The organism is Xanthobacter sp. 126, from assembly GCF_000526175.1.
In the GTDB taxonomy this organism is placed as follows: Bacteria; Pseudomonadota; Alphaproteobacteria; order Rhizobiales; family Xanthobacteraceae; genus Xanthobacter; species Xanthobacter aminoxidans.
This window is the reverse complement of the sequence record NZ_JAFO01000001.1, coordinates 5,044,340-5,067,066: the sequence shown is the minus strand read 5'-3', so window position 1 is coordinate 5,067,066 and position 22,727 is coordinate 5,044,340. Positions and strand designations below refer to the sequence as shown.

Sequence of the window (22,727 nt, the reverse complement as noted above, 5' to 3'; positions counted from 1 at the left end):
CCCCGTCAGTCGATGACGGCGCCGAGGCCGCGCATCATGGGCATGAAGGTGGGGAAGGAGGTGGCGATGAAGGCCACGTCGTCCACGCTGACGCCCTCCTCGCTCGCAAGCCCCAGCACCAGGAAGGACATGGCGATGCGGTGGTCCATGTGGGTCTCCACCGGCCCGCCGCCCTTGACCGTGGCGGCGCCGGTGACGAGCAGGTCGTCGCCCTTCACCTCATGGGCGATGCCGCAGGCGGCAAGGCCGGCGGCCACGGCAGCGAGGCGGTCGCTCTCCTTCACCCGCAGCTCGGACAGGCCGCGCATGGCTGTCGTGCCCTCGGCAAAGGCCGCGGCGACGGCGAGGACGGGATATTCGTCGATCATGGCCGGCGCCCGCTCGGGCGGAACCTCCACGCCCTTCAGGCGGGAATGGCGCACCCTCAGGTCCGCCACCCGCTCGCCGCCCTCGGTGCGCTCGGCGACGACGGTGATGTCCGCGCCCATTTCGAGGAGGGTGGTGATGAGGCCGGTGCGCAGCGGGTTCATCATCACGTCGGTGAGGATGACGTCGGAGCCGGGCACGATCAGCGCCGCCACCAGCGGGAAGGCGGCGGAGGAGGGGTCGGCCGGCACGTCCACCGGCGCGGCGACGAGGTGCGGACGGCCCTTCAGCGTGATGCGGCGGCCATGGGCGCCGTGGGGCTCGACGGAAATCTCCGCGCCGAAATGCTCCAGCATCCGCTCGGTATGGTCGCGGGTGGCCTCGCGCTCGATTACCACCGTCTCGCCTTCGGCACCGAGGCCGGCGAGCAGCACGGCGGACTTCACTTGCGCGGAGGGCACCGGGGTCTCGTAGGTGATGGCTTTGGTCGCACTGCTGCCCTTCAGGGTGAGCGGCAGGCGGCCGCCTTCGGCCGACGCCACCACCTCGACGCCCATCTGGGCGAGCGGATCGAGCACCCGCTTCATGGGTCGGCGGCGCAGGCTCGCATCGCCGTCGAAGCCGGCGATGACATGCTGGCCGGCCACCGCGCCCATCATCAGGCGCACGCCGGTGCCGGAATTGCCGAAATCGAGCGGGGCGGCGGGGGAGGCGAGGCCCCGGCCGCCGGTGCCCGTCACTTCCCACGCGCCCTCGCCGGTGCGGGTGACGCAGGCCCCAAGCACCGCGCAGGCTTTGGCGGTATTCAGCACGTCCTCGCCTTCGAGCAGGCCGGTGATGCGGGTGGTGCCCTCCGCGAACAGCCCGAAGATCAGCGCCCGGTGGGAGACCGACTTGTCGCCGGGCACCCGGACCCGGCCCGACAAAGCGGGGGAGCGGCGCCCGGTGGCGGGGCGGGCCTCGCCCGTGCCGTGGCCGTGAGCCTCGGCAGCGCCTGCGGTTGCGGGTTCGGGATGGGCCATTCCTGCCTCGCTCGGGCGGTCTGCCGCAGGCCTTGGCCGGGGCGATCGCCGCATGTTCCTTGCGGATTCCTTGCGGGCCGTCGTCTAGCACGCGCCTGCCCGCGGCGTCACGCTGTTGCGACGCCATGATGATCTGCCCTTGACAGGGCGCGGACGAAACGCCAATGGAGCACGCTCCTTATACAGCTCCCGAGGAACTTTGCCGTGGCGAAGCCCGAACTCGGCACCAAGCGCATCTGTCCGGTTACGGGGCGCAAGTTTTACGACCTCAACAAGGACCCCATCGTGTCGCCGTTCACGGGGGAATCCTATCCGAGGTCCTATTTTGAACCCGCAGCCCGCGGCAGCAGCCGCGCGGAGCCGCGTGCAGCAGCTGCCGTCGAAGAGGCGGACAGCGAGGAGGCCGAGGCCGAGGTCATCAGCCTCGAGGAAGCCGACGAGGAAGCTGCGGCCCCCACCAAGGTGGTGGTCGGTGACGACGTGGACGTGGACGACGACATCGAGGCCGGTGACGACGACACGTTCCTCGAAGAAGACGAAGATGATGGGGACGACGTCTCCGATCTGATCGGTGAGGGCCTCGAAGACGACGAAGAGGCTTGATACCCGACGCGGCCTGTGCTTTAAGGCCGCTCTCGCTCGGCGGACATCAATCGCCGGGCACCCCGCCGCGGGACTTCCCGGCGCGCTAACTGGCTCTCCTACCGAGGTTTTTCGACCTTGGTGTTCGAGCGGAAAGTGCGCAGCCCGCGGCCCGGTGGGGCCATAGCTCAGTTGGGAGAGCGCTTGAATGGCATTCAAGAGGTCGGCGGTTCGATTCCGCCTGGCTCCACCAAATTTCTACCCGGCCTGAAGCACCAAGCAGGCTTTTCCGGGTCTTTCTCCCTCCCGTGACATTCCATCCATCGGTCCCGCAGGGTCGTGCCCGCGATCAGGTGCGTTGCGCGCGATTCGATGCGTCTGCGTCGGGCGCCGTCGCCGCGCCCGCGAATCATCTTGCGATTCGCATGCCTCCCCTCCGCGAATCATCCGTCCCGCCACCTCCGGCGCTGCAAGGGCGGCACGCCCCCAGGTTGTGTGGACGCCTGTGCGCCTCCTGCCCGCCCGTTGCGCCGGCGGGGGGTACCTGCCCGCCTCAGCGGGAGTTATCCCCACCTTCGCCGCCGACCGGTCCGCCCGCCCCAGCGTCATCGATCGAGGTCCCCAGCCCGTGTGGTCACCCCCCGCCAACGAGGCCGACCGCCTCGCCGTCCTTGCGACATGCGGCCTCATGGATAGCCCGCCGGACGAGCGATTCGACCGCCTGACCCGGCTGGCGCGCCGGCTCTACGGGGCGGACGTCGCCTTCCTCAGCCTCATCGACGCGACCCACCAGTGGCAGAAATCGCGCACGTCGGATCTCGTGCCGGCGAGCGTCCCCCGGCGCGACAGCCTCTGCAACGTGATGGTGGAGAGCGGCGCGCCGCTGGTGATCGGCGACATGACGTGCGATCCGCGCCTCGCCGGCCATCCCGCCGTGCCGCATCTGCCGTTGCGCTTCTATGCCGGCGCGCCGCTGATGGTGGCGCCTGAACTGGTCATCGGCTCGCTGTGCGTGATGGGGCGGGAGGCGAGGGACCAGGAGGCGTTCGACTTCGGCCCGCTGCTGGACCTCGCGGCGGTGGCCGCTGACGAGGTGGAGCTGCTGCGCCTCAATCTCGACCTTGCGCGCAAATCGCAGGTGGATGACCTCACCGGCCTCCTCAACCGGCGCAGCTTCGACGAGGCGATGGAGCGCGCGGTGCGCCGGGCCCGGCGCCTCGCCGGCCCGCTGTCGCTGCTGGTGATCGACGTCGACCAGGTGGTGAACGATCTGTGGGGCCATCGGGCGGGAGATGCGGTGCTGGCCGCCATCGGCGGCATGCTGGCGCGGCAGCCGGCCCGGGCGCAGGACACGGCGGCGCGCTATGGCGGCGAGGAATTCGCGGTGATCCTGCCCGACACCGACGAGGCCGGCTGCGATGCGGTGGGGGCCGCGCTGCTGGCGGCGCTGAGGGCGGAGAACATTCCCCATCCCTCCGGCGGCCGGGTGACGGCGAGCATCGGCGGGGCCACCGCGCGGGGCGAGAATCTTGCCGACCTGTTCGCGGCGGCGGATGCCGCGCTCTACGCGGCAAAGGACGGCGGCCGCGATCTCTATTGCCGCAGCACCATGGGCTGACCGGCCCGGGGGTGGTGGCGGCGGGAGGAGGCCCGCCGCCGTTTGCGTTCAGCGGCGGATGTTGTTCACGTCGCGCACCGCGCCGCGGGCGGCGGAGGTGGTGAGCGCCGCATAGGCCTGCAACGCCTGGGAGACGATGCGCTTGCGGTTCTCCGGCTTCCAGGCGGCGGCGCCCTTTGCCTCCATCACCGCGCGACGCTCGGCCAGCACTTCGTCCGACACCGCCACGCGGATGATGCGGTTGGGGATGTCGATCTCGATGGTGTCGCCCTCTTCCAAGAGGCCGATATTGCCGCCCTCGGCCGCTTCCGGCGAGACGTGGCCGATGGAGAGGCCCGAGGAGCCGCCCGAGAAGCGCCCGTCGGTGACGAGGGCGCAGAGCTTCCCGAGGCCTTTCGACTTCAGATAGGAGGTCGGGTACAGCATCTCCTGCATGCCCGGCCCGCCGCGCGGACCCTCATAGCGGATCAGCACCACGTCGCCCGCCTGGATGCGCCCGGTGGAGAGGATGGCCTCCACCGCCGCGTCCTGGCTCTCGAAGATGCGCGCCTTGCCGGCGAAGGTGAGGTTGGACGCATCCACGCCCGCCGTCTTCACGATGCAGCCGTCGAGGGCGATGTTGCCGTAGAGCACGGCGAGGCCGCCGTCCTTGGAATAGGCGTGCTCGACATTGCGGATGACGCCCGCCTCACGGTCGAGGTCGAGGTCGTCCCAGCGGCGCGCCTGGCTGAACGCCACCTGGGTCGGCACCCCGCCCGGCGCGGCGCGGAAGAAGGTGGCGACGCTCTCGCTCTTCGTGCGCACCACGTCCCAGCGGTCCAGCGCATCGGCCATGGTCGGCGCGTGCACGGTGGGCAGGTCGGTATGGATCAGGCCGCCGCGGTCCAGCTCGCCGAGGATGGCCATGATGCCGCCCGCGCGGTGCACGTCCTCCATGTGGATGTTGGCCACCGCCGGCGCCACCTTGCACAGCACCGGGACGCGCCGGGAGAGGCGGTCGATGTCGGCCATGGTGAAGGGCACCTCGCCCTCGTTGGCCGCGGCCAGCAGATGCAGCACCGTGTTGGTGGAGCCGCCCATGGAGATGTCCAGCGTCATGGCGTTCTCGAACGCCTTGAACGAGGCAATGGCGCGCGGCAGCACGCTGGCGTCGTCCTGCTCGTAATAGCGGCGGGCGAGGTCGACGATGAGGTGGCCGGCCTCCACGAACAGCCGCTCGCGGTCGGCATGGGTGGCGAGCGCCGAGCCGTTGCCGGGGAGCGCGAGGCCCAGCGCCTCGGTGAGGCAGTTCATGGAATTGGCGGTGAACATGCCGGAGCACGAGCCGCAGGTGGGGCAGGCGGAGCGCTCCATCACCGTCACGTCGGCGTCCGACACCTTGTCGTCGGCGGCCGAGATCATGGCGTCGATGAGGTCCACCTTCCGCTCGCCGGTGGAGAGCAGCACCTTGCCGGCCTCCATGGGGCCGCCGGAGACGAACACGGCCGGGATGTTGAGGCGCATGGCGGCCATCAGCATGCCGGGGGTGATCTTGTCGCAGTTGGAGATGCAGACCATGGCGTCGGCGCAGTGCGCGTTGACCATATATTCCACGCTGTCGGCGATGATCTCGCGGGACGGCAGGGAATAGAGCATCCCGTCATGGCCCATGGCGATGCCGTCATCCACCGCGATGGTGTTGAATTCCTTGGCGACGCCGCCGGCCTTCTCGATCTCGCGGGCCACCAGCTGGCCGAGATCCTTCAGGTGGACGTGGCCGGGCACGAACTGGGTGAAGGAGTTCACCACCGCGATGATCGGCTTGCCGAAATCTCCGTCCTTCATGCCGGTGGCGCGCCACAGGCCGCGGGCGCCGGCCATGTTGCGGCCGTGGGTGGACGTGCGGGAGCGGTACTGGGGCATATCCTCGCGGGCCTCGTTCTTGCGTCGCGCCTTTGCGTCGCGTCTTGCGTCTCTTGGGCGCGTCTTGTGGTCAGGTCGTCTCTTGCGGTCTTCTGGGCTCCGCGTCGGCGGGCGGCAGCCGCCTGCGTCCGGAGCTTTCGCGCCGTCTTAGTGCGCCGGAGCCTCCGGGGAAAGCCCTTTCCCTTGAGACACTAGCACGGAGAAGGGGCCGCGGCGGACACGAAGGTGGGAGGGTGGGCGGGAGGACACCTGCACCGCTCAAGCCGGCTGCGGCGGACCCGCGCGTTTGCCGCGCCGGTGAAGTCGGCTATGTCCGGCCCTCTGCGCGTGACGAGGACGGGACGGGACATGGTCGGGGAGATGGACGGGGACACCTTCCGCCATTGGGCGCACGAGGCGGCGACCTTCGCGGCGGATTATCGCGAGACGCTCAGGGACCAGCCCGTCCGCGCCCGCACGAAGCCCGGCGAGATCGCGGCGCTGCTTCCGGAAAGCCCGCCGGAAGACGCGGAGCCCATGGCGGCGCTGTTCGAGGATTTCCGCCGCATCATCGTGCCGGGCATGACCCACTGGCAGCACCCGCGTTTCTTTGCCTACTTCCCCGCCAACGCCAGCCCGGCCAGCGTGATCGCGGAGATGCTCTCCTCCGCCATGGGCGCGCAATGCCTGCTGTGGCAGACCTCCCCGGCCGCGACCGAGCTGGAGGGCGTGGCGCTGGACTGGCTGCGGCAGGCGGTGGGCCTGCCGGCGGATTTCACCGGCGTCATCCAGGATTCCGCCTCCTCCGCCACCCTGTGCGCCTTCCTCACCATGCGGGAGCGGGCGCTGGGCTTCACCGGCAACGCCACCGGCCTGTCGGGGCGGGAGCGGCTGCGGGTCTATGCCTCGGCGGAAGTTCATACCTCCATCGATCGGGCGGCATGGGTGTCGGGCATCGGCCACGACAACCTCATCCGGGTACCAACGGCGGGGCCGCTCCGGGGCATGGACCCGGCCGCTCTGGAGGCCGCCATCACCGCCGACCTCGCCGCCGGGCACCGGCCGGCCGGGCTCGTGCTGTGCATCGGTGGAACCGGCACCGGCGCCATCGATACCGCACCTGAACTCATCCGAATCGCGCACCGGCATGGCCTGTTCGTGCATGTGGATGCCGCCTGGGCCGGGACCGCGATGATCTGCCCGGAGTTCCGGGATCTGTGGGCGGGGGTGGAAGCGGCGGACAGCATCGTGCTCAATCCGCACAAATGGCTGGGGGTGCAGTTCGACTGCTCCGCCCATTACCTCCGGAGTGTGGACGACCACCTGCGCACCCTGTCCATTCAGCCGGAGTACCTCAAGACCCACGGCCACGACGACATCACCAATTACAGCGAATGGACGGTCCAGCTCGGCCGCCGCTTCCGCGCGCTGAAGCTGTGGTTTGTCTTGCGGGCACATGGACTTAACGGGCTCAGGGAGATGATGCGCAATCATGTGCGCTGGTCGCAGGCGCTGGCGGCGCGGCTCGCGCAGGAGCCGGGCTTCGCGCTGGCGAGCACGCCGGTGCTCTCCCTCTTCACCTTCCGCCACGACCCCGGCGACGGGCGCGACCTCGACGCCCATATGCTGGCGATGCTGACCGCCATCAATGACGGCGGCGATCTCTATCTCACCCCCACCCGCATCGACGGCCACCTCGCCATCCGCTTCCAGGCGGGGGCGATGGAGACGACGGAAGGCGACGTGGACGCCGCCTTCCAGATCATCCGCGATACTGCCAGGGCCTCGTCCTGACTTAGCTTTCGGCCTCAGCGGCCTCCGGAGCCTGCCAGGCGCGGGTCGGCGCCCGGTCGCGGCCGGTGGCCGATGCGGAGATCCCGTAATGGGCGGCGAGGCGGTCGAGGGCGAGGCACAGCACCACCTTGGCGGTGCGCACCGGCCATCGGCGCTCCCGCTCCACCGTCTCCAACCCCTTGAGAAAACAGCAGACGTCCAGCAATACGCCGGACAGCTCCGGCCCCACCGCCGTGAGCGCGCGGGACACCCGGAGCTTGGCCGCCAGCACCATGTCGGTGAAAGCTTCCGGCGTGCCGGCCCCCGACACCTCGCTCCAGCGGCTGGTGACCCGGGGGGTGAGATTGGCCCGGGTGAAATCGGCCCGGAGCCGTTCTCCCGCCTGCAACTGTGTCGCATCCACCAGGGTCCGGCCGTCCTTGCCCTGCCGCCGCGCCAGCCAGGCGAGCGGGCTTTCCGCCGGGTTGAAGCCCGGCTTGTCCGTCGCCGGCTTGGCTGCGGCCCGACGTCGCCCCCGCCCGGAAAGGCGGGCGGAAGATGCTGATTTCACGTCGCTTTCGTGCGCAGATCCCGTCGCCATGGTCACGCCTCCGCCGCCCAGCGCAGGCAGGCTTCCAGCCGGCCGACCTTCTGGTCGAACGCCGTCGCGTCCCGCAATTCCTCGATGCGCCGGCAGGCATGGGCGACGGTGGAGCGATCCCGGCCGAAGGCCGCCGCTACCGTGGCTTGCGGCAGGCCGAGCCCCACATGGGCGAGATACATGGCGAGCTGCCGCGCCAGCGCCACCGGCGCCGTGGAGCGGCCGTGCGAGAGCAGCGCCTCCACGGTCATTCCGGCGTCCGCCGCAGCTACCGCGACGGCCAGATGGCAGCAAAGTTTCGGGCCGGGCGGGCGGCACCCCCGCGAGGCGCGGGCGGGGCCGGCGGAGGGGCGGGCGACCGAGGGGGCGGCGGGCAAAGGGCTCATCGGCGGCGCTCACTGTAGGTAAAAATTCCTACATCAATCATCCACCCTTGCAAGAGGAGGTGGATAGAGAGTGCAACCGCCGTTTGTAGGAGAGGGAATTAAAAGTTATTAGAGGCAACGATTTAGTGGAGCTATGGTGCCGCTTTACCGAGTTCGCGAAATAGGAATTTATCCTCCTGTCCCCAGCGCCGCTCCAGCATCGCCGGATATCAGGGAGGAGCGGCATGGCCGGTGCGAATGGGAAGGGCAGACGGGCGCACGCCTTCGCGGCCGAGGCGGCCGAGATGCAGGTGGGGCGGATGATGCGGGGGCTGGAGGTCTTCTGCGAGGGGCCGGCGGGCATCGCACGGGCGCTGCGCGCGGCGCGAAAGGCGGCGCGGGCCGGTGGCGCCGGCTATGATCCGGCCCGCCATGCGGCGCTGCTGCGGCTCCAGAGGCTTGGGCAGAAAGCAGAGCGCGCCCGCGCCCCGGCCGGTGCCGGGGCGCGGGCCGAGGCTCAGAGGCCTTCGAACAGTGCGGTCGAGAGATAGCGCTCGGCGAAGGAGGGGACGATGGCGACGATGGTCTTGCCGGCCATGTCGTCACGCACCGCCAGCTCCAAGGCGGCCGCCACGGCGGCGCCGGAGGAGATGCCGCCGGGAATGCCTTCATAGCGGGCGAGGGCGCGGGCGGTGTCGAAGGCGGTCTGGTTGCCCACGGTCACCACCTCGTCGATGATCGAGCGGTCGAGCACCTCCGGCACGAAGCCGGCGCCGATGCCCTGGATCTTGTGCGGGCCGGGAGGGCCGCCGGAGAGCACCGGGGAATCCTCCGGCTCCACCGCGATCATCTTGAGCGAGGCCTTGCGGGGCTTGAGCACCTGGCCGATGCCGGTGATAGTGCCGCCGGTGCCGACGCCGGCCACCACGGCGTCCACCTTGCCGTTGGTGTCGTTCCAGATTTCCTCGGCCGTGGTGCGGCGGTGCACCTCGGGGTTCGCCTTGTTCTTGAACTGCTGGGGCATCACCGCCTTGGGCATCTCGGCGATGATCTGCTCGGCCCGCGACACGGCGCCCTTCATGCCGAGGTTGGCGGGGGTCAGCACCAGCTCGGCGCCGAGCAGGGTCAGCATCTTGCGGCGCTCGATGGACATGCTCTCGGGCATGACCAGGATGAGCCGGTAGCCGCGCGCCGCCGCGACGAAGGCGAGGGCGATGCCCGTGTTGCCGGAGGTCGGCTCCACCAGCACTGTGTCCGCATCGAGCGCGCCGGCCTCTTCCATCGCGTCGATCATGGCGACGCCGATGCGGTCCTTCACGCTGTTGATGGGATTGAAGAATTCGAGCTTGGCGAGGATGTCCGCCTTGGCCCCGCGCAGCTCGGGCAGCCGCTTGAGCCGCACCAGCGGCGTGTTGCCGATGGTCTCGGTGATGGAATCATAGACCCTGCCCCGGCCCACGAGGGGGGCGGAGGACACGATCTTGGCGGCGGGTTGTGCCATGGGCGATCTCCTTCTTGTCTTGTCTCATCTGCTCCGGGCGGGCCTCCCGGCGCGCCGCGCAGCGTCCGGCACAAAGGGCGGGGGCCTGTCCTCGCGGGTGGGGAACGCTCTACCTCGGGGGAACTCTGGCTCGCGGAATAGAACCCTTTTCTGCACCCGGGTCGATTCCCGCATGTCCGGCCGGGCCGTCGCCGGCCCGCATGCCGGGCCTCAGATGGCGAAGTCGATCCTCTCGTGCTCGGAGCCGTGGCCCTTGTCGTCGGCGGCGCGGCACAGGTCTTCGAGGGTCACGCCGTCGAGGGCGGTGTCGAACGTGTCCTCGGCCGCAGCCACGGCGGGCTGGACCACTTCCGTCACCAGCGGCGGCAGGATGATCTCCTTCTCCTCCTCGGCTCCTTCAACCACCCGCACGATCTCGGCGACCGACACCCGGCGGCGTTCTCGCGCCAGTTCGTAGCCGCCGCGCGGGCCGCGCACGCCCTTGAGGACGCCGGCATGGACGAGGGCCTGCAACACCGGCTCCAGCCGGCGGGGGGGAAGTCCGTGGCGGGCGGCCAGCGCCTTGGCGGCAACCGGTGCGCCACGGGCATGGACGGCCACATCCACCACGGCGGCGATGGCGAGGAGGCTCTTGTCGGAAAGGCGCGGCATCGGAGGGACGGCTTCCTTTAAGGGCGGGCGTCTCGAAAGATGAAACTGCTCCCAGCCGTCCACCGACGGCTAAATCACGAGGAACCGAGGCCTGTGGATCCAAAACCACCGGAACCACGTGCAGTTTCGCTCAATTCTCCGATTTCTTCCAGCATTATTTGAACGACAGGCGCCACGACAAGCTGCGCGATCCGCATGCCGCGGCTGATTTCCAGGGTCTCGCGGCCGTGGTTGACGAGCAGGACGGCGATCTCCCCCCGGTAGTCGCAATCCACGGTGCCCGGCGCATTCAACACGGTGACTCCGTGGTTCTTGGCGAGGCCTGAGCGCGGCCGCACCTGCGCCTCGTAGCCGTCCGGCAGGGCGATGGCGAAGCCGGTGGGAATGGCGGCGCGCGCGCCGGGCACCAGCAGCAGCGGCGCATCGGCCGGGAGCGCGCAGGCGAGGTCCATGCCGGCGGCGCCGGGGGTCGCATAGGCGGGCAGGGGCAGGCCGGCGGCGTGGGGCAGGCGCTGGATCTTCACGGAAGGCGATGTCACGGATGGGTTCCCGAGAGTTCGGCGGCGATGCGGGCGACGAGGTGGCGTGCGACCTCGGCCTTGGTGGCCGAGGGCCAATCCTCCACGCCGGCGGCGGTGACGAGGTGTACGGTGTTGCTGTCGCCCCCCATGATGCCTGTGGCGGGGGACACGTCATTGGCGACGATCCAGTCGCAGCCCTTGCGCAGGCGCTTGTCGCGCGCATGGGCCACCACCTGCTCGGTCTCCGCTGCGAAGCCGACCACCAGGCGCGGGCGCAGGGTGTGGTGCCGCGAGACCGAGGCGAGGATATCGGGATTCTCCACCAGCGTCAGGGTGGGGGCGCCGCCGCCGTCCTTCTTGATCTTCTGCTCCGACGCGTCCGCCACCCGCCAATCGGCGACCGCCGCGGCGAAGACGGCGGCGTCCACCGGCAGGTTCTCTTCCACGGCGGCCAGCATGTCGCGGGCGCTCTCCACGTGGATCACCCGCACGCCCGCGGGGTCCGCCGCCTCGGCCGGGCCGGAGACCAGCACCACCTCGGCGCCGGCGGCGCGCGCGGCGGCGGCGATGGCATGGCCCTGCTTGCCGGAGGAGCGATTGGCGATGTAGCGCACCGGGTCGATGGGCTCGTGGGTCGGGCCGGAGGTGACGAGGATGCGGCGGCCCGCGAGCAGGCGGGACGCGCCGTCGTCGAAATGGGCCTCGATGGCGGCGAGGATCTCCATGGGCTCCGCCATGCGGCCCTCGCCGAACTCCCCGCGTTCGGCCATGGCGCCCGAATTGGGGCCGACCACCGAAACCCCGTCCGCTTTGAGCTGGATGACGTTACGGCGGGTGGCGGGATGCGCCCACATGCGCGGGTTCATGGCGGGGGCGACGAGCACCGGCTTGTCGGTGGCAAGCAAGCAGGTGGTGGCAAGGTCGTCGGCGAGGCCGTGCGCCATGCGGGCAAGAAGATCGGCGGTGGCCGGCGCAACCACGAGGAGGTCCGCCTCCCGCGACAGCCGGATATGGCCGATGTCGTGCTCTGCCGTCAGATCGAACAGGTCGGTGAACACCCGCTCGCCGGTGATGGCCCCGACCGACAGCGGTGTCACGAATCGCCCCGCCGCCTCGGTCATGATGGCGCGGACCGTGGCGCCGCGCTCCTTGAGGCGGCGCGCCAGATCGAGGCACTTGTATGCGGCAATGCCCCCTCCGATGAGGAGGAGGATGCGCTTGTCCTTCAGCATCGGCGGCTCCATTGGCGTCGTCCTGCCGCAGTACAGCACGCAATGGGCGCCATGCAACGCGCCCGGCTTCCGAACGGGAGTCCGCTGGAGGCATCCGGGTGTGAATTCTGATCCGTGCATCCCAGAGTAGTTGCCGGGTGTATCTCCACCCGAAATTACATTACCGGTGGATACGACCTGTCGAATCGTGCGGATGTAAAGAAACGTACGAAGAAAATCGTGGCCGGCGGTACGATTACGCGCCCCCCGCGCCCCTCGCGTGCTGGCGCAAGGCGGAATTGACCATTAGAATCTGTCACATGAGAGGTATCAGGGGTCAGGTCGGGAACTCGGACGGGGCCGGAGGCGCTGGGGACGCTCGTCTCAGCGCGTTTGGCGGTGAGTTCGTCGACAAGGCTGTAGAATGGCAATTCCGCGTCGCCTACCTCGAAGAGGCCCGGCGCCACGGGCGTTTCCTGTTCGCCGCCTCGGTCATCCTCAACGCCCTGTTCCTGTTGAGCGACTGGCGATTCGCCGGGACCGGGCATTTCGTGGCGGCAGTGAGTGCGCGCTTCGTGGTCGTCGCGCTGTCGCTGCTGTGCCTGGTGGCGGTTCAGGTCGCGACTACGCCGGGACGGATGACTGCCAACTATCTCGTCTGGCTCTGGGGCATATCGGCGGCCATCGCGGTGCTGGTGAGTTCGCGCAGCGACCTTGCCCTGTTCGTGGTGATGCTGCTGCCGACGGTCTTCTATCTGGCCGTTCCCATCCCGTTCGGCTGGCTCGTCTCCAGCGGCTTCGGGGCGAGCGCCCTGTTGCTTTTCGGCTATCTCGACCGTTCGTCGGGCTGGCAGACGGGGGTGGGCCTTGCCCTCGCCGTCGCCGTGCTCAACACCATGCTGGCGCTCGTCGCTGCCCGTGCCAACCGCACGGAGCGGCGCTTCTGGTCGCTGGTCCGGGCGGAGCGGGAGGCGAACGAGAAGCTGCGCGCCAGCGAGGACATCCTGGAGAACACTTTCGAAGCGGTGCCGATTCCCCTGGTGGTGGCGCGGCTGGAAGACGGCCGTTACGTCAAGTCGAACGAGGCCGCGCGGCGCTTCTACGGCGGGAGGCTCGATTTGCCCGATGCCGGCAGCCTGTGGGACGCCGCTCTCGGCGGCAAGGATGCCCAGTCGCTTCGCGATCGCCTGCGGCGCGACGGCATCGCCACTGAGTTCGAGACCACGGTGACGCTCGCCGACGGCGAGGAGCGGCAGGTCGTGATGGCGGCCGCGGTGACGCCCTCCGGCCCGTCGCCCAATCTCGTCGCCGCCCTGGTGGACGTCACCGACCGCCGCGCCGCCGAGCGGCAGGCGCGCTATGCGGCGAGCCACGACGCCCTCACCGGCCTGCCCAACCGGGCCGCCTTCCACGAGGGGCTCGAGGTCGCGCTCGCCCGGCGCAAGCCCGGGCAGGGCATCTGCGTGCTGCTGATGGATCTCGACGGGCTCAAGGACGTCAACGACACCCTGGGCCACGATGCCGGCGACGCCGTGCTGATGGAGACGGCGCACCGGCTCGACGCCCTTGTCGACCAGCCGGCCCTGATCGCCCGGCTCGGCGGCGACGAATTTGTCTGCGCCGTCGAGGGGCCGGACCCGGTGGGGCTCGGCCGGCGCCTCGCCCAGAGTCTCCTCTCCGAGCTGCGCCGGCCGCTGCTGCATGCGGGCCGGCACTTCACGACGCGCGCGAGCGTCGGCATCGCGGCCTGTCCCGAGCACGATTGCACCTATGGCGAGCTGATGAAGGACGCCGACCTCGCCCTCTATGCCGCCAAGCAGCAGGGCCGCAACCGCGTGGTCGTCTACGCGCCGGCCATGCGACAGGCGGTTCTGGAGCGCGTGGCGCTGAACCGGGCCATGATCGGCGCCCTCGCCGATGACGAGATCGTGCCCTACTACCAGCCCAAGGTGTCGCTCATCACGGGGCGCCTCGCCGGGGTTGAGGCTTTGGTGCGCTGGCGGCGCTCGCCGCACAGCATCCTCTCGCCCTCCGCCTTCGAGGCCGCGCTCTCCGACCCCGAGCTCGCGGTGCTGATCGGCGAGCGCATGGTGCGCCGGGTGGCGAGCGACGTGCGCAGCTGGATCGAACTCGGCTACGATTGCGGCCGCGTCGCCATCAACCTCGCGCCCGCCCAGTTCACCAACCGCGACCTCGCGCCCACTTTGCTGCGCCAGTTCCACGCCGCAGGCGTGGAACCGTCCCATTTCGACGTGGAGATCACCGAGACTGTCTTCCTCGGGCGCAGTTCCGACCATGTGGCGCCGATCCTCGACGAACTGAACCGCGCGGGCGTGCGCGTGGCCCTCGACGATTTCGGCACCGGCTATGCCGGCCTCATCCACCTCAAGCAATTGCCCATCGATACCATCAAGATCGACCAGAGCTTCGTGAAGGACATCGAACGCGATGGCTTCGACACGGCCATCGTCTGCGCGGTGATCGAGCTTGGCCGCAAGCTCGGCATGCGGGTGGTGGCCGAGGGGCTGGAGACGGCGGGACAGGCCCGGTTCCTGCGCGACAACGGGTGCGAACTGGCACAGGGCTTCCTGTTCTTCCGCCCCCTCGCCGCGCCCGATATGACCGGTCTCCTGCGGGCCGAGCGTCCGGACACTGCCGCCGCCCGGCTCGCCTTGTTCGAGGCGCGCTGAGCGCCGGGTGACCGAAAGGGGCACCGTACCCACGTCCTCTACGCTGCACTGCGAAAGGCATTGTGAGGAAAGTTGCGGCAAGTAGAGGGCCAGTGATTTCGCGCTGCGAAATCTTTTTGCCGGCGAGACGGTCAATTCGTCCCTTCTCTGACAAGCAGGCGCCCGATGGCCGCCTCAAATGGCCAAGTTGTCGCAGCAAATGCGACAATTGACGTGCCCGTGCTCAAACAAGCATCAAATCTTGCCCTCACCTTGGGCACGACATGCGAATGAAACTAAATCAAAGTGTCGCTAATCAGACAAAAAATGGGTGGGGACGGTGCCTGGAGTGATGGAGAGAGCACCATGGTTCAGCAGGAAGCGTTGCAAATCGAGCGCGAGCAGCCTCGACATCATGTGCCCCTCGTTTCGCTGAGCGACGTGGCTCTGACCGGGATCTACGAGATCTCGAAGATTCTGACGGCTCCGAATCGCCTCGAAACCACGCTGTCGAGCGTGGTAAATCTTCTGTCGTCCTTCATGCAGATGCGCCATGGCGTGATTTCGCTGCTGGAAGACGACGGCATCCCCGACATCACCGTCGGCGGCGGCTGGAACGAAGGCACGGACGCGCGCTATCGGGCGCGACTGCCGGAGAAGGCCATCGGTCAGGTGATCGCCACCGCCGTTCCCCTCATCGCGGAAAATGTCGCCTCCCATCCCGCCTTCAGCGAGGCCGATGCGCAGGCGCTGGGCGCCAGCGAGGACTCGCGTGTCTCCTTCATCGGCGTGCCGATCCGGGTCGCCTCTCGGGTCATCGGCACCCTCACCATTGACCGCGTGTGGGACGGCCGGTCCGTGTTCCGGCTCGATTCGGATGTGCGCTTCCTCACCATGGTGGCGAACCTCATCGGCCAGACGGTCCAGCTCCATCGCGTCGTCTCGCGCGACCGTGAGCGGCTGATGGCGGAAAGCGGTCGCCTGCAGAAGGAATTGTCGGAGCTGAAGCCGTCCACCGTCGGCCGCGAGCGCAAGCGCGTCTATGTGGATGGCATCATCGGCGACAGCCGCGAGATCCGCGGGCTGCTCGACAAGATCATGATCGTCGCCAAGTCCCATTCGCCGGTGTTGCTGCGCGGCGAATCGGGCACCGGCAAGGAACTGATCGCCAAGGCCATCCACGAACTCTCCCCCCGCGCGAAGGGACCCTTCATCAAGCTCAACTGTGCCGCGCTGCCCGAATCCGTTCTGGAATCCGAGCTGTTCGGCCATGAGAAGGGGGCCTTCACCGGCGCCGTCGGCGCGCGCAAGGGCCGCTTCGAGCTTGCCGACAAGGGCACGCTCTTCCTCGACGAGATCGGCGAGATTTCCCCTGCCTTCCAGGCCAAGCTGCTGCGCGTGTTGCAGGAGCAGGAGTTCGAGCGGGTCGGCGGCAGCCACACCCTCAAGGTGAACGTGCGCGTCGTCGCCGCCACCAACAAGAACCTGGAAGAGGCGGTGGCCAAGAACGAGTTCCGCGCCGACCTCTATTACCGCATCAGCGTCATCCCGGTGATCGTGCCCTCCTTGCGCGACCGGCGCGGCGACATCCCCCTTCTGGCCAATGAATTCCTCGACCGCTTCAACCGCGAGAACGGCCGCGACCTGAACTTCAACCAGGACGCCATGGACGTGCTGATGGGCTGCGGCTTCCCCGGCAATGTGCGCGAGCTGGAGAATTGCGTGCAGCGGACCGCGACCCTCGCGCAGGGCGGGGCCATCGTGGGCGACGATTTCGCCTGCCGTCACAACGAATGCCTGTCGGCGCTGCTGTGGCGCAGCCCGGCGGACGCGCCGCAGACGCGCCGCCCCATAGATATCCCCCTGCCGGTGATACCGTCGCACTCCGCCATCAGCAGCGAGGCCGCCAATTCCAACACGGTGCCGCGCCTGCCGCCGCTGACCGTGCCGGTTCCCGTGTCCGCGCCGGCCATGCCGGTGCGTGCCGCCGACGCCGACGAGGAATTGTCCGAGCGCGAGCGGCTGGTGGATGCGATGGAGCGCGCCGGCTGGGTTCAGGCCAAGGCCGCGCGCCTGCTTGGCCTCACGCCCCGCCAGATCGGCTACGCCCTCAAGAAGCACGACATCGAGATCAAGCGTTTCTGATCCGGTAGCACCTGCACCGAAATCGGCCCTCTCCGCCCGGCGGGGAGGGCTTTTTCGTGCCGGCTGGACGCGGCCGGCGAGCAGGCCCGGCGCCCGGGACACAAGACGCGCGCGCTGTCGCACTTGCGACACCTTGTCGGGTGAACGACAGCCGGGAAAGTCTCCGAACAGAAACAATAACAATTAAAAATCAACGTGTTGCCAGATGGCACGTTGCTTGAAAGAGGCTTTGCGCCTGCCAATCTGCACAGTGCGGAGCTAGCCCATGGCCTACAAGATCGTCGCGTCCCAGTGCACCGTGTGCGGTGCCTGCGAGTTCGAGTGCCCGAATGCTGCCATCAGCCTCAAGCGGGACATGTATGTGATCGACCCGAAGAAGTGCACGGAGTGCGAGGGGCATTTCGACAAAGCCCAGTGCGCCGTGGTCTGCCCGGTGGAGAACACCTGCGTTCCGGCGTGACCCCCGGTGCTGCGGCGGGGATGCCGGCCCGATCGGTTCCGCACGGACCCATCCCTGCTGGTCCCGGCGGGCATTCCCTCTACCGAATACGAGATCGGAGCCGTCCGGGCTCCGCTCCTCACCCCCTGCGCGCGGCGCACGGCGCCGCAGCCTGACAGTTGAACGGAGGACCAGATGGCGGCCGTACAGGACACAGTCGAACAGGTTCGCTCCATCGACGTCGACCAGTACAAATACGGATTCGAGACCAATATCGAATCCGAGAAGGCGCCGAAGGGCCTTTCCGAAGAGGTGATCCGCTTCATCTCGGCCAAGAAGGAAGAGCCGGAGTGGATGCTGCAGTGGCGCCTCGACGCCTATGCCCGCTGGCTCACCATGCAGGAGCCGGAGTGGGCGCGCGTAAGCTACCCGCAGATCGATTTCCAGGACCTCTACTATTATTCGCAGCCCAAGAAGTTCAAGGCGCCGAAGTCCCTCGACGAGGTCGATCCGGAAATCCTGAAGACTTATGAAAAGCTCGGAATTCCCCTGCGCGAGCAGGTGATTCTCGCCGGCGTCGAAATTCCCGAGGGCGAGCGGCCGAAGATCGCCGTGGATGCGGTGTTCGATTCGGTGTCCGTCGCCACCACCTTCAAGGAGGAGCTGAAGGCAGCGGGCGTGATCTTCATGCCCATCTCCGAGGCCCTGCGCGAGCATCCCGATCTGGTGAAGCAGTATCTGGGCAGCGTGGTGCCGGCGACCGACAATTACTACGCGACGCTGAACCAGGCGGTGTTCTCCGACGGCTCCTTCGTCTACATCCCGCCGGGCGTGCGCTGCCCGATGGAGTTGAGCACCTACTTCCGCATCAACGAGAAGAATACGGGCCAGTTCGAGCGCACCCTCATCATCGCCGACAAGGGCTCATACGTCTCCTATCTCGAAGGCTGCACCGCGCCCATGCGCGACGAGAACCAGCTGCATGCCGCCGTGGTGGAACTGGTCGCCCTCGATGATGCCGAGATCAAGTATTCCACCGTCCAGAACTGGTACCCCGGCGATGCCGAGGGCAAGGGCGGCATCTACAATTTCGTGACCAAGCGCGGCGACTGCCGCGGCAAGAATTCGAAGATTTCCTGGACGCAGGTGGAAACCGGCTCGGCCATCACCTGGAAGTATCCGAGCTGCGTGCTGCGCGGCGAGGGCTCTTCCGGCGAGTTCTACTCCATCGCCATTTCCAACGGCCGCCAGCAGGTGGATTCCGGCACCAAGATGATCCATCTCGGCAAGAACACCACGAGCCGGATCATCTCCAAGGGCATCTCGGCCGGCAAGTCCAACAACACCTATCGCGGCCTCGTCTCGGCCCACCGCAAGGCGGCCGGGGCGCGCAACTTCACCAATTGCGACTCGCTCCTCATCGGCGACCTCTGCGGCGCGCACACCGTGCCGTATATCGAAGCGAAGAACCCCACGGCACAGTTCGAGCACGAGGCGACCACCTCGAAGATCTCGGAAGACATGCTGTTCTACTGCATGCAACGCGGCCTCTCGCAGGAGGATGCCGTCGCGCTCGTGGTGAACGGCTTCGTCCGGGATGTGCTCCAGCAGCTTCCCATGGAGTTCGCCGTCGAGGCGCAGAAGCTCATTTCCATCAGCCTGGAAGGCAGCGTCGGCTGACGCGCCTTCCTTCCCATCGTTCAGGTCGCGTCGCCGGGCAACAATAACCAGAGGATCTTCACCATGGCTCCCCTTCTCGAAATCAAGGACCTCCATGCCGAGATCGCTGGGGGGCGCAAGATCATCAACGGGATGAACCTCATCATCAATCCCGGTGAGGTGCACGCCATCATGGGGCCGAACGGCGCCGGCAAGTCCACCCTCTCCTACGTCCTCTCCGGCAAGCCGGGCTACGAGATCACCGGCGGCGAGGTCATCTTCCGGGGCGTGAACCTGCTCGATCTGTCGCCGGACGAGCGCGCCGCGCACGGCCTGTTCCTCTGCTTCCAGTATCCGCTGGAAATCCCCGGCGTTTCCAACATGGCGTTCCTGCACACGGCGGTGAACAGCCAGCGCAAGAAGCGCGGCGAGGTGGAGCTGACCTCCCCCGAGCTGGTGCGCAAGGTGCGCGAGCTGGGCAAGACGCTCGGCATCGACGCCGACATGCTCAAGCGCCCGGTGAATGTGGGCTTCTCCGGCGGTGAGAAGAAGCGCAACGAAACCCTCCAGATGATGCTGCTGGAGCCCTATTTCTGCGTGCTGGATGAGGCGGATTCCGGCCTCGACATCGACGCGCTCAAGGTGGTCTCCAACGGAGTCAACGCGCTGCGCTCTCCCGAGCGCTCCATGCTGGTGATCACCCACTACCAGCGCCTGCTCGATTACATCGTGCCGGACGTGGTGCATGTGTTCAACGCCGGCCGGATCGTCCACACCGGCGGCAAGGAGCTGGCGCTGGAGCTCGAGGCCACCGGCTACGCCCAGTACCAGAGCGAGGCCGCGTGATGGCTTCCCCAGCTCCGGCACTCGTCCGCCCCATGAAGACCGGCGCCGAACTGGCGCTGGCCGAGACCTTCGCCGCTGTCCGCGCCAGCTTGCCCGGCGGCCCCGACGTGGCGGCCCAGCGCACCGCGGCCTTCGACACCTTCGCCGATGCGGGCCTGCCGCACCGCCGGGTGGAAAGCTGGAAATACACTGACCTGCGCGCCCTGATGCGCGACGCCAAGCCCCTCGCGCCGCTGCCGGACGCGGATGTCAAGGCGAAGGCGGTGGCCGCCGGCAGCCTGTTCTCGACGCTCGGCTTCCGCCGCCTCGTGGTGGTGAACGGCACCTTCGTGCCGGAGATGTCGGACCTTTCGGATCTGGAGCCCGGCCTCACCATCGCCTCCATGGCGGATGCACTGGCTGAGCCGGCGGGTCTCCCCGCGACGTGGCTCGGCCGAACCGTCGCCTCTTCGGATGCCGTGCTCGCCCTCAACACCGCGCTCATGGGCGACGGCGTGGTGGTGCATGTGGCCGCAGGCGCAGCTGTCACGCGGCCGGTGGAGCTGGTGTTCGTCACCACGGCCGAGACCCCGGTAGCCGCGTTCACGCGCTCGCTGGTGGTGGTGGAAGATGGCGCCAGCCTTTCCCTCATCGAGAGCCATGAAGGGCCTGCGGGCATCGCGTATCAGGTCAATACGGCGCTGGAACTGGTGGTGGGCGCGGGCGCAACTTTCGAGCGCGTCAAGGTGACGATTGAAGGCAGCGACGCCGTCCATCTCGCCACCGTGCTGGCGAAGGTTGGGGCCGACGCGCGCTTCTCCAACACCTTCTTCACCACGGGCGGCGCCGTGGTGCGCAACCAGCTTCTGCTGCATCTGGCGGGTGAGAACGTGAAGGCCCACATGGGCGGCGTGAGCCTGCTCGCGGGCAAGCAGCACGCCGACACCATGCTCTCCGTCGATCACGCGGCGCCGGCCGGCGAGAGCCGCGAGTCCTTCCGCGCGGTGCTGGACGGCGCCTCGCAGGATATCTTCCAGGGCAAGATTGCCGTGCGCCAGGCGGCGCAGAAGACCGACGCCCGGATGCTCAGCCGCGCGCTGCTGCTGACCGAGACGGCGGAATCCTGCAACAAGCCGGAGCTGGAGATCTTCGCCGACGACGTGCAGTGCGGCCACGGCTGCACCACCGGCACACTCGACCAGCAGATCAAGTTCTATCTCATGGCCCGCGGCATTCCCGCCAAGGAGGCCGAGGCGCTCCTCATCCAGGCCTTCGTCGGCGAGGTGATCGACGCCATCGGCGAGGAGGGCATCCGCACCGCCCTCGCCGAGGCGACGCGCGCCTGGCTGCTGGGACGGGAGTGAACCATGACCGCTCTTCACCCCGCGGTCTCGAACGGTTCCTACGATGTGATGCGCGTGCGCGAGGATTTTCCGATCCTCGACCTCAAGGTCAACGGCAAGCCGCTGGTCTATCTCGACAACGGCGCCTCGGCCCAGAAGCCGAAGGCGGTGCTCGACCGCATCCAGCAGGTCTACACCTCCGAATACGCCAACGTGCATCGTGGCCTGCACTATCTCGCCAATGCCGCGACCGAGGCCTATGAGGGCGGACGCCACGCGGTGCAGCGCTTCCTCAACGCCGCGCGGCCGGAAGAGATCATCTTCACCCGCAGCGCCACGGAGGCGATCAACCTCGTCGCCGCCACCTTCGGTAAAGCCCGGATCAAGGCGGGCGACGAGATCGTGCTCTCCATCATGGAGCACCACGCCAACATCGTGCCGTGGCATTTCCTGCGGGAGAATCAGGGCGCGGTGCTGAAATGGGCGCCGGTGGACGACGAGGGCAACTTCCTTCTCGACGAGTTCGAGAAGCTGCTCACGGATCGCACCAAGCTGGTCGCCATCACCCAGATGTCCAACGTGCTGGGCACCACTGTCCCGGTGAAGGAGGTGGTGAAGATCGCCCACGCGCGCGGCATTCCCGTGCTGGTGGACGGCTCCCAGGGGGCAGTCCATCTCGACGTGGACGTGCAGGACATCGACTGCGATTTCTACATCATCACCGGCCACAAGCTGTATGGCCCCACGGGCATTGGCGCGCTCTATGGCAAGTATGAGCATCTCGAGGCCATGCCGCCCTTCAACGGCGGCGGCGAGATGATCCGGATGGTCCGGCAGGATTCCGTTACCTATGGCGATCCGCCCCATCGCTTCGAGGCGGGCACGCCGGCCATCGTGCAGGCCGCGGGGCTCGGTGCCGCGCTCGACTACATCCAGTCCATCGGCAAGGCGCGCATCCGTGCCCACGAGAACGAGCTGTGCCGCTACGCGCAGGAGCGGCTGGGCGAGCTGAACTCGGTGCGCATCATCGGCACCGCCAAGGAGAAGGGCGCCATCATCTCGTTCGAGATCGCCGGTGCCCATGCCCACGACTTTGCGACGCTCATCGACAATGACGGCATCGCGGTGCGTGCGGGCACCCATTGCGCCATGCCGCTGCTGGAGCGGTTCGGCGTCGCGGCCACCTGCCGAGCCTCGTTCGGCCTCTACAACACCCGCGAGGAAGTGGACCGCTTCGTCGCGGCCCTGAGCAAGGCGCAGGATATGATCGGCTGATGCCGGCGCCGACGGGCGCGGGCTCTCTGTTTGGTGGATTGCAACGGGTCGGCTTTGCCGGCCCGTTTTGCGTTGGGGGGCTCCCGTCGCGGGGCAAGGTCGAAAATGCGACACGCGGACCCGAGCGGCGATTGTCGGCTTTCGACAGGGGTATGGGCGGGGCCGGCAGTGTCCTGTTTCAAACAGCCCTAAACTGGCATGTCGGCCGCCAAAACGGGTGTGTCGGGTTCTGAACATGTCCGCATGAAATCTACAACATATTGATTTTGCGCGATAAAAC

The 22,727-nt window shown here is 68.0% G+C and carries 19 protein-coding genes and 1 tRNA gene; 12 read left to right on the top strand and 8 right to left on the bottom strand.

What is annotated here, in order from left to right; translation table 11 throughout:
* Window positions 1-5: 5 nt before the first annotated feature.
* The gene (aroA, locus tag XAN126_RS0123980; RefSeq protein WP_024281091.1) at window positions 6-1,388 is read right to left on the bottom strand and encodes a 3-phosphoshikimate 1-carboxyvinyltransferase; all 1,383 of its coding nucleotides are present in this window, start codon (window positions 1,386-1,388) and stop codon (window positions 6-8) included.
* Between the two features lie 204 nt (window positions 1,389-1,592).
* Here aroA and XAN126_RS0123975 point away from each other — a divergent pair, with 204 nt between their 5' ends.
* The 3 genes from XAN126_RS0123975 (at window position 1,593) to XAN126_RS0123965 (ending at window position 3,588) form a co-directional block, all read left to right on the top strand.
* Entirely contained in the window at window positions 1,593-1,991 is a 399-nt protein-coding gene (locus XAN126_RS0123975; protein ID WP_024281090.1) for a TIGR02300 family protein, read from the top strand.
* A gap of 156 nt (window positions 1,992-2,147) precedes the next feature.
* Window positions 2,148-2,223 (top strand) — tRNA-Ala (locus XAN126_RS0123970).
* Window positions 2,224-2,598: 375 nt separating this feature from the next.
* The gene (locus XAN126_RS0123965) at window positions 2,599-3,588 is read left to right on the top strand and encodes a sensor domain-containing diguanylate cyclase (protein WP_024281089.1); all 990 of its coding nucleotides are present in this window, start codon (window positions 2,599-2,601) and stop codon (window positions 3,586-3,588) included.
* Window positions 3,589-3,636: 48 nt separating this feature from the next.
* On the opposite strand, the gene ilvD is transcribed toward XAN126_RS0123965, so the two are convergent.
* Window positions 3,637-5,490 carry a dihydroxy-acid dehydratase gene (gene ilvD, locus XAN126_RS0123960; RefSeq protein WP_024281088.1) on the bottom strand — a complete coding sequence of 618 codons (1,854 nt, stop codon included), beginning with the start codon at window positions 5,488-5,490 and terminating at the stop codon, window positions 3,637-3,639.
* A gap of 360 nt (window positions 5,491-5,850) precedes the next feature.
* Between ilvD and XAN126_RS0123955 the strand changes: the two genes are divergently transcribed.
* The gene (locus XAN126_RS0123955; protein ID WP_024281087.1) at window positions 5,851-7,263 is read left to right on the top strand and encodes a pyridoxal-dependent decarboxylase; all 1,413 of its coding nucleotides are present in this window, start codon (window positions 5,851-5,853) and stop codon (window positions 7,261-7,263) included.
* A gap of 1 nt (window position 7,264) precedes the next feature.
* Here the strand turns inward: XAN126_RS0123955 and XAN126_RS0123950 are convergent, their stop codons facing one another.
* Both XAN126_RS0123950 and XAN126_RS29195 read right to left on the bottom strand, forming a co-directional pair.
* Window positions 7,265-7,843, bottom strand: a complete 579-nt coding sequence (locus XAN126_RS0123950; RefSeq protein WP_197024087.1) for a DUF6456 domain-containing protein — start codon at window positions 7,841-7,843, stop codon at window positions 7,265-7,267.
* A 2-nt stretch (window positions 7,844-7,845) separates the two neighbouring features.
* Window positions 7,846-8,229, bottom strand: a complete 384-nt coding sequence (locus XAN126_RS29195; protein ID WP_081762764.1) for a helix-turn-helix domain-containing protein — start codon at window positions 8,227-8,229, stop codon at window positions 7,846-7,848.
* Window positions 8,230-8,453: 224 nt separating this feature from the next.
* On the opposite strand from XAN126_RS29195, the gene XAN126_RS0123940 reads away from it, so the two are divergent.
* Complete coding sequence (locus tag XAN126_RS0123940) at window positions 8,454-8,759, top strand: hypothetical protein (protein WP_024281085.1); 306 nt, start codon at window positions 8,454-8,456, stop codon at window positions 8,757-8,759.
* Here XAN126_RS0123940 and cysK read toward each other — a convergent pair.
* The 4 genes from cysK to coaBC all read right to left on the bottom strand — a co-directional run bounded on the left by cysK (window position 8,726) and on the right by coaBC (window position 12,113).
* Window positions 8,726-9,709 (bottom strand): cysteine synthase A, encoded by a 984-nt coding sequence (cysK, locus tag XAN126_RS0123935; protein WP_024281084.1) that lies wholly within the window; start codon window positions 9,707-9,709, stop codon window positions 8,726-8,728. The two genes, XAN126_RS0123940 and cysK, sit on opposite strands and share 34 nt — an antisense overlap.
* A gap of 210 nt (window positions 9,710-9,919) precedes the next feature.
* Entirely contained in the window at window positions 9,920-10,360 is a 441-nt protein-coding gene (locus XAN126_RS0123930) for an Rrf2 family transcriptional regulator (RefSeq protein WP_024281083.1), read from the bottom strand.
* A gap of 74 nt (window positions 10,361-10,434) precedes the next feature.
* Window positions 10,435-10,899, bottom strand: a complete 465-nt coding sequence (dut, locus tag XAN126_RS0123925) for a dUTP diphosphatase (RefSeq protein WP_024281082.1) — start codon at window positions 10,897-10,899, stop codon at window positions 10,435-10,437.
* Complete coding sequence (gene coaBC, locus XAN126_RS0123920; RefSeq protein WP_024281081.1) at window positions 10,896-12,113, bottom strand: bifunctional phosphopantothenoylcysteine decarboxylase/phosphopantothenate--cysteine ligase CoaBC; 1,218 nt, start codon at window positions 12,111-12,113, stop codon at window positions 10,896-10,898. Before coaBC ends, dut begins: the two co-directional genes overlap by 4 nt.
* Before the next feature lie 299 nt (window positions 12,114-12,412).
* On the opposite strand from coaBC, the gene XAN126_RS26655 reads away from it, so the two are divergent.
* The 7 genes from XAN126_RS26655 to XAN126_RS0123885 all read left to right on the top strand — a co-directional run bounded on the left by XAN126_RS26655 (window position 12,413) and on the right by XAN126_RS0123885 (window position 22,447).
* Window positions 12,413-14,782 (top strand): EAL domain-containing protein, encoded by a 2,370-nt coding sequence (locus XAN126_RS26655; RefSeq protein WP_024281080.1) that lies wholly within the window; start codon window positions 12,413-12,415, stop codon window positions 14,780-14,782.
* 345 nt (window positions 14,783-15,127) lie between these two features.
* Window positions 15,128-16,906, top strand: a complete 1,779-nt coding sequence (gene nifA / locus XAN126_RS0123910; RefSeq protein ID WP_024281079.1) for a nif-specific transcriptional activator NifA — start codon at window positions 15,128-15,130, stop codon at window positions 16,904-16,906.
* A 265-nt stretch (window positions 16,907-17,171) separates the two neighbouring features.
* Window positions 17,172-17,366: a 4Fe-4S binding protein gene (locus XAN126_RS0123905; protein WP_024281078.1), complete on the top strand. Its 195-nt coding sequence runs from the start codon at window positions 17,172-17,174 to the stop codon at window positions 17,364-17,366.
* A 174-nt stretch (window positions 17,367-17,540) separates the two neighbouring features.
* Entirely contained in the window at window positions 17,541-19,025 is a 1,485-nt protein-coding gene (sufB, locus tag XAN126_RS0123900) for a Fe-S cluster assembly protein SufB (RefSeq protein WP_024281077.1), read from the top strand.
* A gap of 63 nt (window positions 19,026-19,088) precedes the next feature.
* Window positions 19,089-19,850 (top strand): Fe-S cluster assembly ATPase SufC, encoded by a 762-nt coding sequence (sufC, locus tag XAN126_RS0123895; RefSeq protein ID WP_024281076.1) that lies wholly within the window; start codon window positions 19,089-19,091, stop codon window positions 19,848-19,850.
* Entirely contained in the window at window positions 19,850-21,193 is a 1,344-nt protein-coding gene (sufD, locus tag XAN126_RS0123890) for a Fe-S cluster assembly protein SufD (RefSeq protein ID WP_024281075.1), read from the top strand. The genes sufC and sufD overlap by 1 nt, the downstream gene beginning before the upstream one ends.
* A 3-nt stretch (window positions 21,194-21,196) precedes the next feature.
* Entirely contained in the window at window positions 21,197-22,447 is a 1,251-nt protein-coding gene (locus XAN126_RS0123885) for a cysteine desulfurase (protein ID WP_024281074.1), read from the top strand.
* Window positions 22,448-22,727 lie beyond the last annotated feature (280 nt).

Coding starts and splice junctions, on each gene's coding strand:
- sufB (WP_024281077.1), top strand. CDS start 17,541: ATGGCGGCCGTACAGGACACAGTCGAACAGGTTCGCTCCATCGACGTC.
- nifA (WP_024281079.1), top strand. CDS start 15,128: ATGGTTCAGCAGGAAGCGTTGCAAATCGAGCGCGAGCAGCCTCGACAT.
- XAN126_RS0123905 (WP_024281078.1), top strand. CDS start 17,172: ATGGCCTACAAGATCGTCGCGTCCCAGTGCACCGTGTGCGGTGCCTGC.
- cysK (WP_024281084.1), bottom strand. CDS start 9,709: ATGGCACAACCCGCCGCCAAGATCGTGTCCTCCGCCCCCCTCGTGGGC.
- XAN126_RS0123885 (WP_024281074.1), top strand. CDS start 21,197: ATGACCGCTCTTCACCCCGCGGTCTCGAACGGTTCCTACGATGTGATG.
- aroA (WP_024281091.1), bottom strand. CDS start 1,388: ATGGCCCATCCCGAACCCGCAACCGCAGGCGCTGCCGAGGCTCACGGC.
- XAN126_RS0123955 (WP_024281087.1), top strand. CDS start 5,851: ATGGACGGGGACACCTTCCGCCATTGGGCGCACGAGGCGGCGACCTTC.
- XAN126_RS0123930 (WP_024281083.1), bottom strand. CDS start 10,360: ATGCCGCGCCTTTCCGACAAGAGCCTCCTCGCCATCGCCGCCGTGGTG.
- coaBC (WP_024281081.1), bottom strand. CDS start 12,113: ATGCTGAAGGACAAGCGCATCCTCCTCCTCATCGGAGGGGGCATTGCC.
- sufC (WP_024281076.1), top strand. CDS start 19,089: ATGGCTCCCCTTCTCGAAATCAAGGACCTCCATGCCGAGATCGCTGGG.
- XAN126_RS26655 (WP_024281080.1), top strand. CDS start 12,413: ATGAGAGGTATCAGGGGTCAGGTCGGGAACTCGGACGGGGCCGGAGGC.
- XAN126_RS0123950 (WP_197024087.1), bottom strand. CDS start 7,843: ATGGCGACGGGATCTGCGCACGAAAGCGACGTGAAATCAGCATCTTCC.
- XAN126_RS29195 (WP_081762764.1), bottom strand. CDS start 8,229: ATGAGCCCTTTGCCCGCCGCCCCCTCGGTCGCCCGCCCCTCCGCCGGC.
- XAN126_RS0123940 (WP_024281085.1), top strand. CDS start 8,454: ATGGCCGGTGCGAATGGGAAGGGCAGACGGGCGCACGCCTTCGCGGCC.
- sufD (WP_024281075.1), top strand. CDS start 19,850: ATGGCTTCCCCAGCTCCGGCACTCGTCCGCCCCATGAAGACCGGCGCC.
- ilvD (WP_024281088.1), bottom strand. CDS start 5,490: ATGCCCCAGTACCGCTCCCGCACGTCCACCCACGGCCGCAACATGGCC.